This is a genomic window from Streptomyces musisoli (genome assembly GCF_016741855.1).
GTDB lineage: Bacteria > Actinomycetota > Actinomycetes > Streptomycetales > Streptomycetaceae > Streptomyces > Streptomyces musisoli.
The window spans coordinates 1-3,317 of sequence record NZ_JAERRH010000063.1 but is presented as its reverse complement, the minus strand read 5'-3'; the positions used below and the strand labels follow the sequence as shown (position 1 = coordinate 3,317).

Annotated in this window: 3 protein-coding genes and 1 pseudogene; 3 read left to right on the top strand and 1 reads right to left on the bottom strand. The window is 73.3% G+C overall.

Annotation, left to right across the window (positions count from 1 at the left end):
- The 3 genes and pseudogenes from JK361_RS40380 to JK361_RS40370 form a co-directional block, all read left to right on the top strand.
- Positions 1-333: oligopeptide/dipeptide ABC transporter ATP-binding protein (locus JK361_RS40380; RefSeq protein ID WP_372448793.1), on the top strand; the 333-nt coding region annotated here is incomplete at its 5' end.
- Between the two features lie 219 nt (positions 334-552).
- Positions 553-1,293 (top strand): class I SAM-dependent methyltransferase, encoded by a 741-nt coding sequence (locus JK361_RS40375; protein WP_201828183.1) that lies wholly within the window; start codon positions 553-555, stop codon positions 1,291-1,293.
- Positions 1,294-1,464: 171 nt separating this feature from the next.
- Positions 1,465-2,901: pseudogene (locus JK361_RS40370) on the top strand (glycosyltransferase family 39 protein); the annotation flags it as partial.
- A 44-nt stretch (positions 2,902-2,945) separates the two neighbouring features.
- On the opposite strand, the gene JK361_RS40365 reads toward JK361_RS40370, so the two are convergent.
- Positions 2,946-3,317 (bottom strand): oligopeptide/dipeptide ABC transporter ATP-binding protein (locus JK361_RS40365; protein ID WP_372448792.1); only part of this gene is annotated, 372 nt, incomplete at its 5' end.

Genomic DNA, 3,317 nt, shown 5'->3' with positions numbered 1-3,317 from the left:
GTCGAGATCGCCGATCGCGACGACCTGTACGGCAACCCGCGCCACCCCTACACGCGGGCCCTGCTGTCCGCCGTGCCCGAGGCCACGGTGGACGAGGAGCCGCGTGAGCGCATCCGGCTGACCGGTGACGTGCCGTCGCCGATCAACCCGCCCTCCGGCTGCCGCTTCCGCACCCGGTGCTGGAAGGCGACCGAGAAGTGCGCGACGGAGGCGCCGCCGCTGGTGCAGGTGGAGGGCAACAAGCCGGGTCACCTGACGGCCTGCCACTACCCGGAGACGGCGGACACCGTCCCCGCTCCGCGCCTTTCCAAGGACCCCGAGGCGGCGGCCTGACACACCCCTTTCCGTCAGCCGCCCCCTTGTGGAGCGGACTTTCACCGGCCCATTGACCCGAGCCCTGAACGTCCGGTCCGGGGGACGAGGGCCCGCGCCTCCCCAGGCACGGGCCCTCCTCCATGTCCGGGCACGGCCTCAACTCCCCCATGTTGTGAGGTCCTTGGGAAGTGGCCCGTTCCTGACGCGCCGTTCAGCATCGTGTGTCAGACTGCCGCGGTGGTGGATCACGTCTTTGCCGATCTCTCGCTCGCCGCACTGTACGACAGCCTCAACCCCTGGGGACCGGGTGACGACTTCTACCTCGGTCTGCTGCACAGAGCCGGGTCCGTGCTGGACATCGGCTGCGGCACCGGGCAGTTGCTGCGGCGGGCCCGCGCCGAGGGGCACCGGGGGCGGCTGATGGGCCTCGATCCGGCGGCCGCCATGCTCGTCCAGGCGCGCCGTGCGCGGCCCGACATCGAGTGGGTGCTCGGCGACGTGCGGGTGCGGCGGTGGCGGGGGGAGTTCGACCTCGCCGTCATGACCGGGCACGCCTTCCAGGAACTGGTGACGGACGAGGAGATCCGGGTCTGTCTGCGCGCCGTCCACGCCGCCCTCCGGGACGGGGGACGGTTCGTGTTCGAGACCCGGAACCCGGACGCCCGCGCCTGGGAACGGTGGACCCCGGACCGGATCCACCGGGCCACCGACGCCGACGGCACCTCCGTGCGGGTCTGGCACGAGGTGCAGGGCGGCGGACCGCACGGCGACCGGTTGCACTTCACCGAGACCTACACCGGTCCCCAGTGGCCCGCCCCACGGGTCAGTCACAGCGTCCTGCGTTTCCTGGACGCCCAGACGCTGGAGGGATTCCTCGGGGAGGCCGGTCTGAGGGTCGTCGAGCAGTACGGGGACTGGGAACGGGGGCCGCTCGGCCCGTGCTCCCCCGAGATCATCACGGTGGCGCGGAAGGCATAGCGGGGGCCGGGGTTCCGCACCGCGTGCGTGATTGTGATCATGCGTGTGATCACTGGTTGACGCTTCTCGTCGTGGCGTAGGTTTTCCGCACACGCGTGCGAGGCCCGGGAGGGCCGTCGTGTTCCGCACGCCCTTCACGCGCCCCCCTCACCCCAAGGTCCACGCCTCGCCATGTCCTTACCCGCATCCGTCCGCCGGTGCCGCCTGCCCGTCTGGCTGATCCCGGTCGCGTGGACCCTCGCTCTGGGCCTGTGGGGCCTGTCCCGGCAGCGGAGTGTGTGGCGCGACGAGGCCGCGACCTGGATGGCGGCCCAGCGGTCCGTCCCCGAGATCTGGCACCTGCTGGGGCAGGTCGACGCCGTGCACGGGCTCTACTACCTGCTGATGCACGTCCTGTTCTCGTGCTTCGGCGCGAGCACCACGACCCTTCGGCTGCCCTCCGTGCTGGCCATGGCGGTGGCGGCGGGCTGCGTCACGGCCGTCGGCCGGCGGCTGGCCGGCGTCCCGGCCGGTGTGGCGGCGGGACTGGCCTTCGGGCTGCTTCCGGCCGTGCAGTTCTCCCTCCAGGACGGCCGCCCGTACGCACTCGTGTCCGCGGGCGCCGGGATCTCCACCCTGCTCCTCGTCACCCTCCTCGAGGAGGGGGGCCGTGCCGCGCGCTGGGCGGCGTACGGGGGCACCGTCCTGGTGTGCGCGCTGCTGAACTGGCTGTCGCTGCTCATCCTGCCCGCACACCTGACGACCCTGCTGTGGACGAAGGCCGGGCGGGCGGCGGGGCTGCGCTGGGCGGTGGCCGCGACGGCGGCGGTCGCCGGCGCGCTGCCCCTGATCCTGTTCAGCCGGACCCAGGCCCACCAGGTGGCCTGGATCCCGCCGCTGACCTGGCACATGACGATCGGCCCCGCCGTCCTGCTGGCACTCGGCGCAATCGGGGCCGTCCTGGACCGGCCGGGCGCGGGCCGGTCCTCGACGGCGGCCGTCGGACTGCCCCTCCTGGCGGTGCCGCAGCTCTCGCTCATCGCCGTCTCCCTGGTCCAACCCCTTTTCCTGGACCGCTACATCCTGTTCAGCATGCTGGGTCTGGCGCTGCTGATCGGCGCGGCGCTGGGGGCGGCGGTGCGGTCGGCGCGCCCGCGGTTCCCGCGCGCCTGCGCATGGATCGTTCCGGTGGTGACCGCGCTGGCGGTGGTGGCGCTGCTGCCCCAGTCGCTGGCCAAGCGGTCCCCGGCCAGCCGGGTGGACGACGTCCTGGCGGTGGCCGCGGACGTCCGGGAGCTGAAGCGGACCGGGGACGCGGTGGTCTTCGTGCCGGCGGACCGGCGCGACACCTCTCAGGTCTCCCCCGACGACTTCGCCGGCCTGCGCGACATCGCGCTGGTGAGGGGCCCCGTGGAGTCCGGGACGCTGAGGGGTGAGGAGGCCGCTCCGGACCGGATACGGGCGGCGATGCTGGCGCAGCGGCGCATCCTGCTGGTCACCGACGCGCCGGAGGTGGCCCCGCCGGTGTCGGCGGAGCGGGACAGGGCGAAGACCGCGGTGCTGCGGCAGCACTTCACCGCGGTGGCGGACAGACGGGTCCGCGGCCGGCGGGTGACGGTGTACGAGCGGGGGCACGGACGGGCACCGCACCCCCAATCGTCCCGTCACCCGGTCTACGGGGCCCCCGGGTTCCCCTCCTCCAGCGCCGCCAGGGCCGGATCCAGCACGATGTCCTCGTCGCGGGCCTCGATCGTGGGCTCCTCCGGGAAGTGGCAGGCCGTCAGGTGGCCGTCCCGGTTGCCGGAGAGCCGGATCAGCGGCGGCTCCTCGGCCGCGCACTTGTCCTGCGCCTTCCAGCACCGGGTGCGGAAGCGGCAGCCGGAGGGCGGTGAGATGGGGGACGGAACGTCGCCGGCGAGGCGGATGCGTTCGCGCTGCGGCGCCTCCTCCTCCACCAGGGTCACCTCGGGGACGGCGGAGAGCAGGGCGTGGGTGTAGGGGTGGCGCGGGCGGGCGTAGATGGATTCGCGGTCGCCCACCTCGAT